Here is a 5902-nt window from a genome sequence, read left to right as displayed (position 1 = left end):
TGGCTTTTTTTAAAAGCTCCAAATTTGGCACATTTTCAAGCCTGATCAAAAAAACAAAGCCGCTTAAAGCGGCTTATATGGGTTGGGTTTTTATAAATTATGGGGTTGTGCAACGGTTACCATTGTTGTGCATAGTCTTTATATCTCAATTTTCAAACTATTAATAAGTTTTGTTAAGTCAGGCGGTGGAAATAGCCAGCCGTCATATATATCTAAAATGTAGTAATAATGTATCTCTATATATTTGTCGCCTAATCTTTTAACATAAACAGTATAGATTGTTTTTTTATCGCTTCTACCATCTAAATCCAAATACAACAACATTTTACGAAACTCTATCTCCTTAAAATCAGCATCTTCTTCAACGGCCAACGTGTTATTTAATTCTTTTTTACCCAGTAACTCAGATTTAATTTTTTCATAATACCTATTGTCAGAAATCGACGATATTTTTTCATCTGATATAATTCGTAACTTGAGAATTGCACTCTTAGATTTATTTATAAAATCAATACCTTCTATTTTAGATAATTCTGAAGGGGAGATTTCTTTAACAATCCAATTATTGTTGTATTCAATGCAGAAAATTTCTTCATTGGATTTCCAAATATTCTTTTCCTGATTTTGTGAATAGGAAGTAGTCCAAAGGATTAGACTAATAATTATTAGATATGATTTTTTCATAGATTATGCACAACGTTTAGTATAACCGCAGTTGCGGGATTAAATTTAATGTTTTTCGGATAAGCACCTACGGCAGCAATTACGCGTGGATTCGGACGCAGTCGAATCCGCCGTAATTGCGGTTATACAGTGTTAGGCACTGGCTTTTCATTCAAAATATGCCTTAACTTTCGACCATAAACCGACCTTTTTAGGTTGTATTTTATTTTCTTTTTCGGCTATCTTGTCAAGAAACTTTTCTGGGTCAGTCAAAAAAGCTACGGTATTTGATTTCTTTAAATCTTCATAAATCAAATCAGATTTTGGTTCAAACAAAACTCCATTAATATTAAAAACCATTAAATTATTTTGCTCACACAAATTAAGCATTCCACTCAAAAATTTGGTAATATTTTCTTTTTTCCTCAAATCCACACGAAAATGAAAATCTTCTATAATTTGAGAATTTGGGTCAAAAGATATGAAACAGTCATTATCTTCCTTGACTTCAGAATTTCCTTTCCAATTAATACAATCCGATGAATTTTGTCCCCAATTTGCTCGCGTCACTAATTTGTCAATCTGTTCAGCCGTTTTTTTTAAATCGAGTTTAATATCAGTCCACCATTTTATGGTATTTGCATCTTCAAAATTCGGTTTAGGCAAATTTTCGATATCAACTATATTTTCCCAATATTGTTCCCAACTTTCATCATCGATTAAAAGTTCATTTGGGATTGTTCCGTATTTTTCGAGAACAGCTTTTTTCGGAACGATATTTAATTGATATTGCCAAACTGCCATATTTTTCTCGATGTTTTTTTAGCTTGTGCCTAACGTTTAGTATAAGAATAGTAGCCGATTGCGTGGTACTTCCCTGTCAAGTTACAAGAAAGTTGAAGCGGGCTACAACCCTTGAATTCACTACTGTCTCGGCTATTATTTTTATACATTGTTAGCAGCTGCCTTTATTCCCTCTTTTTCTCGCTTAAGGAGAACCAATTTCCTGAATCGTCAACAAACAAAGCCTCATATCCATAAAATTCTTTTTTCGGCTCTTTTTTAAAAACTACACCTTTGGATTTTAATTCTTCATAGGTTGCAAGTAGGTCGTTGCATTCAAATACTCCAAATCCAAATGTCCCTTTTTTGACCAGTTCTACCATTTGTTCTGCTGCTCCATCTTTAAACATCATACCGTCTTCGATAGGCATTAAAGTAATTTCAAGTTCTGGTTGTTCTGGAGGGCAAACCGTCAACCAACGCATACCTGGTCCCATTGGAGCATCAGTATGAACCTTGAAGCCCAATTTGTTGACGTAGAAGTCCAAAGCACTGTCCTGATTAAGGACAAAAACGCTAACGTGATTTAATTTCGTAATCATTTCTATTTTTTTTAATGTGAGTTACAAATCTCATCAAACTATATTTATGTGACTTCTTGAAAATTGCTATTTTTTGTCCAACCTTTGTTTTCAGCAAAGCAGTTCGGAATATACTTTAGAGGCATAGTAACAAGTTCCGATTCTCGTAACATTTCTTTCTTTTGAAATTCTGAAGGTGTTAGGCCAACAATGCGTTTGAAAAGTCCTGTAAATGAACTTGAACTTTCAAATCCAACAGCAAAACAAGTTTCAATAACCGTATTTCTTTTTTTTAATAGAAGTTTTGCTTTCTCAATCCGAACTATTGTCAAGTATTTATGTGGTGTTTTACCATAAGTTGTCTTGAAAAGCCTAATGAAATGGTATTTAGAAAAGTATGATTCGTCCGAAATATTATCAAGGTCAATTTTATCAAAATAATTCTTGTCTATAAATAGTTTTGCTTGAACTATTCTTTTGTAAAGATATATTTTCGGATAATCGTCTTTCATTGTTGCAAATTGTCTTTTTAGGTTGCTGCTAACGTTTAGTATAAAAGAAGTAGGGCTGTAAATAAATAATTACCTTTCGGATTATCCACAAGCCAAATCTTTTGTATTTTGTTTTAAATTATTGTTCTAAAAGCCAAATCAAAAGATTTGGCGACCTCGCAAATAATTCTGAACATTGGGTTTAGCACTTATTTGCCCTATTTTTTTTATGCAGTGTTGCCACACGTTTTTTATTCCGTATGACCTTTCAGTTCGGACATTTTCCTTTCGAATCGAGCATTTTCCATTTCTATTTGACTTAAACTTTTATACTTATTTTCAAAATCAGTCAAATCCGATTTATACTTTTTTAATTTTTCATTGTATTTTTCTAAATAAACCTTATACTTCTCTTGTTTTATCTTAAATTCATTATTGTCGTCATAATGATATTTAATTTGGATTAAAGTAATTAGAGCTCCACAAATGGCAAAAAAATAAAAATCAGATAAATTGGACGATTTTTTAATCCAATCTACGAGTAAGACAAATGGTAATATATATGATAATAAGATGGTTAATACAAGAAGTATTACAATAATTGTTATTCTTGATGAGAAATTTGGTTTATACTTATCAGGATTAGTTGGTTCGACAGGTTTTGAAGGAGCCTTAATACTTGTCAAGATGTTTGCCGTATGAAGTCTATCTAATTGAGCATATTCTAATTCTTGATTTCTGTCCCTAAAATCACTTATCTTTTTATTAGGACTTTTTGAAACAATTTTGTTTGTAGTTTTTTTATCAGCAAAGCTATTTGAAATGATATAAGCGATAAATATAGTCACAAATTGTAAAAGTAAAAGCCACGACATAAATACTTGCAAAAGTGTAAAAATCGAGATTAAAATTACTGCGGTATTTCTCGCTTTCTTTCCGAATGAAGAAGCAATTATAATTGCCAAAAATATTCCGATTTGGTAAAGAAATACTGCCATTTATTGGTTGTTTAATTTTAGCAAAATGTTTTTTTAAAAGTGTGGCAACAGTTTTGCATATGATTTGTGGCGTGTAAATAGACGCTTATCTTTCGGATTATAACCGAGCCGAATTTTTTAATTTTCTTTTTATCTTATTTTCTCAAAAAGCCAAATTAAAAAATTTGGCGGACTTCGCAAATACACACAAACCTCTTGGAAAGCCTGTAATAGCTATGTTTTATATACGTTGTTGCCACACGTTTATATGCATCAGAGTGATAATTCATATACTGTTTTATAATTATTTGAATAATAATTTTCTTTTTCTACTTTAACTACTTTTACAAATATATTTGTAGTTAGATTAACCTCATTTTGACCGTCAGAATATTTTTTGAGAATAGAATCTTTCACTAAAATATCATTGACTTTTGGATTGAAATTCATATTTACTAAATCAGTACCACTTTCAATCATATTAAAATCATTGCGCTTTAGATTTAAAATAATTTTTTGATTTAATTCACTGTCTTCGGTACTATATTTTATGCCATTATTATCTGTGTTTTTGTCGTTAACTGTTATAAAAATCTTTGCGATTTCTTTATTATAATTATCATTAAGTCGAAAAATATATATTTTTTCGTTGCCTAATAATTCAAAAACACCAGTTCGATTGTTTTCGTGAACTTCATCAAGTACCCAATTTTTAAGAATTAGAGTTTCTTCAATCTTTCCGACACTTTGAGTTTTAAAGTCGATTAAGTCATTTATTCCTATAGATTGAGAGAGAGCATTAGCAGAAATAAAAAGGGTTAATAATAATTGTTTCATTTTTTGAGATTTATGTAATTTTTATTTATATCTGATCAATACAAAATTTTAAGACGATTAGTTAGTTGCAATTTTCTTGAATAAATTTATATGACCTATTAATACCTAATTCTCCACTTTTAGACCAATCTGAACAAGCTAAATCAAGATTGCGCATATTTAGATGTGCTATACCTCTAAAATGATATGCTTCTGCAATGTAATCATTAACTCTACTGTTATTTATAATCATTGTAAAGTCGGAAATAGCACCTCTTTCATCGCCCAAATCATTTTTTGCCAAACCTCTATATAAATAGCTTTTGGCTACAAGGGTTTCACTTTGCGAAAATGTTAGATTGTCAATTATATCATTAAAATATTTGATTGCTTGCGTAAAATTATGGGCTTGTAATTCCGCATATCCATTGTTTAGATTATCAACATACTGATTATTATTTACATCAGTTTGAACATTGTGGTCTTTACAAGAAATTAAGGTCAGAATTATAATTAGTAAAATATTTTTCATATGATTGGTTTTTTTGTTTAATGTGTGGCAACGGTTTTGTATAAGAATAGTAGGGCGGAAAAAACGTAACTACCATGCGGTTGAACACAAGCCGAATTTTTGAATTTTTCTTATTATTTTTTTTCTCAATAAGCCAAATTTAAAAATTTGGCGACCTCGCAAAAGTGCTTTTACCATTGGGTTAAGCGACAATTGCCCTATTATTTTTATACGGTGTTGTAAGCAGTTTTATTTCGCGATTTCCTTGATTATTTGACCTAAAGCTCCTTTCGTTCCGTCTGTTACAGTTTTGTCCGCAGATGGAAAATTCCAATATGAATTTCCCATATGAGTATTATGTTTTGTATGCAATAATAAATTTCCATTCGCATCGTAATATTGCATTTCCACTTCCGTGTCTTCGCTAACTCCAATTGGAATAAACATACTACTATATTTTACATTCAGAAATTTGAGTTGTGTTAATATCATTCCGTCCAATTGATTTTCGGCACAAAGGTTTTTGATTTTATCTGCTTTCACGCTTTCAAATCCGTCAAAATTTTCTACAATAATTTTGTCAGATTTTATGCTTTGCATTGCAAGTTGGTTAGTCATTGTGCTATCATAGATTTTCGCACTTCCTTTTACTATTTTGTCCATAATATCCTCGTTCGCAACTTGACTAAATCCGATTTTAGTCGGTTTGTTCAGATTTGTTTCCGTTTTGTAAAGTGTTTTTGTTCCCATTGCACCACAGCTTGTTAGTGCGATAGCTAAAATCAGTAAAATGAATTTTGATGTATTTCTCATAGTTTTTTTTAAATTGCTTACAACGTGTTTGTGTATGATTAGTGGCGTGTTTAAGCACGGAATTTAGTAAATAAAAACCGAATAGAAAATCCGCGAGGATTTTCGTAAGTAGGCGAGAACCAGCCATTAATTATACACGGTGTGCCTGTTGCACAAGTTACCAATTTTCCTTAATTTCATGGTATGCAAGGAAAAAAGATCTACCAAGAAAAGCTCTTCAACGATTTCCGTTTGAGTGAGCGCGTTCCAGCGCACAATTTTTATCGA

At 31.1% G+C, this 5902-nt stretch carries 8 protein-coding genes; all 8 read right to left on the bottom strand.

From position 1 onward, the window contains the following. Nucleotides 1-138: 138 nt before the first annotated feature. Nucleotides 139-684: a hypothetical protein gene (locus tag ESU54_RS17485; RefSeq protein WP_111845478.1), complete on the bottom strand. Its 546-nt coding sequence runs from the start codon at nucleotides 682-684 to the stop codon at nucleotides 139-141. Between the two features lie 147 nt (nucleotides 685-831). Beyond that, nucleotides 832-1467 (bottom strand): hypothetical protein, encoded by a 636-nt coding sequence (locus ESU54_RS17480; RefSeq protein WP_111846086.1) that lies wholly within the window; start codon nucleotides 1465-1467, stop codon nucleotides 832-834. A 164-nt stretch (nucleotides 1468-1631) separates the two neighbouring features. After that, nucleotides 1632-2048, bottom strand: a complete 417-nt coding sequence (locus tag ESU54_RS17475) for a VOC family protein (protein WP_111846087.1) — start codon at nucleotides 2046-2048, stop codon at nucleotides 1632-1634. A 44-nt stretch (nucleotides 2049-2092) separates the two neighbouring features. Continuing rightward, nucleotides 2093-2539 carry a helix-turn-helix domain-containing protein gene (locus tag ESU54_RS17470; RefSeq protein WP_111846088.1) on the bottom strand — a complete coding sequence of 149 codons (447 nt, stop codon included), beginning with the start codon at nucleotides 2537-2539 and terminating at the stop codon, nucleotides 2093-2095. A gap of 230 nt (nucleotides 2540-2769) precedes the next feature. Continuing rightward, on the bottom strand, nucleotides 2770-3516 hold the full coding sequence (locus tag ESU54_RS17465; RefSeq protein ID WP_146848189.1) for a hypothetical protein: 747 nt from the start codon (nucleotides 3514-3516) through the stop codon (nucleotides 2770-2772). Nucleotides 3517-3768: 252 nt separating this feature from the next. Then, nucleotides 3769-4332: a hypothetical protein gene (locus tag ESU54_RS17460; RefSeq protein ID WP_146848188.1), complete on the bottom strand. Its 564-nt coding sequence runs from the start codon at nucleotides 4330-4332 to the stop codon at nucleotides 3769-3771. A gap of 61 nt (nucleotides 4333-4393) precedes the next feature. Beyond that, the gene (locus ESU54_RS17455; RefSeq protein ID WP_146848187.1) at nucleotides 4394-4843 is read right to left on the bottom strand and encodes a tetratricopeptide repeat protein; all 450 of its coding nucleotides are present in this window, start codon (nucleotides 4841-4843) and stop codon (nucleotides 4394-4396) included. A gap of 228 nt (nucleotides 4844-5071) precedes the next feature. Then, the gene (locus ESU54_RS17450; RefSeq protein WP_146848186.1) at nucleotides 5072-5635 is read right to left on the bottom strand and encodes a hypothetical protein; all 564 of its coding nucleotides are present in this window, start codon (nucleotides 5633-5635) and stop codon (nucleotides 5072-5074) included. Between the last annotated feature and the right edge of the window lie 267 nt (nucleotides 5636-5902).

The sequence above is a fragment of the Aequorivita antarctica genome, from assembly GCF_007997155.1.
Classification (GTDB): domain Bacteria; phylum Bacteroidota; class Bacteroidia; order Flavobacteriales; family Flavobacteriaceae; genus Aequorivita; species Aequorivita antarctica.
Note: the sequence above shows the minus strand (reverse complement) of the source record. Positions and strands in the feature narration are given on the sequence as shown.

What these genes read in the sequence shown, in the direction of transcription:
- ESU54_RS17485 (WP_111845478.1), bottom strand. Translation starts at nt 684, where the DNA reads ATGAAAAAATCATATCTAATAATTATTAGTCTAATCCTTTGGACTACT.
- ESU54_RS17480 (WP_111846086.1), bottom strand. Translation starts at nt 1,467, where the DNA reads ATGGCAGTTTGGCAATATCAATTAAATATCGTTCCGAAAAAAGCTGTT.
- ESU54_RS17475 (WP_111846087.1), bottom strand. Translation starts at nt 2,048, where the DNA reads ATGATTACGAAATTAAATCACGTTAGCGTTTTTGTCCTTAATCAGGAC.
- ESU54_RS17470 (WP_111846088.1), bottom strand. Translation starts at nt 2,539, where the DNA reads ATGAAAGACGATTATCCGAAAATATATCTTTACAAAAGAATAGTTCAA.
- ESU54_RS17465 (WP_146848189.1), bottom strand. Translation starts at nt 3,516, where the DNA reads ATGGCAGTATTTCTTTACCAAATCGGAATATTTTTGGCAATTATAATT.
- ESU54_RS17460 (WP_146848188.1), bottom strand. Translation starts at nt 4,332, where the DNA reads ATGAAACAATTATTATTAACCCTTTTTATTTCTGCTAATGCTCTCTCT.
- ESU54_RS17455 (WP_146848187.1), bottom strand. Translation starts at nt 4,843, where the DNA reads ATGAAAAATATTTTACTAATTATAATTCTGACCTTAATTTCTTGTAAA.
- ESU54_RS17450 (WP_146848186.1), bottom strand. Translation starts at nt 5,635, where the DNA reads ATGAGAAATACATCAAAATTCATTTTACTGATTTTAGCTATCGCACTA.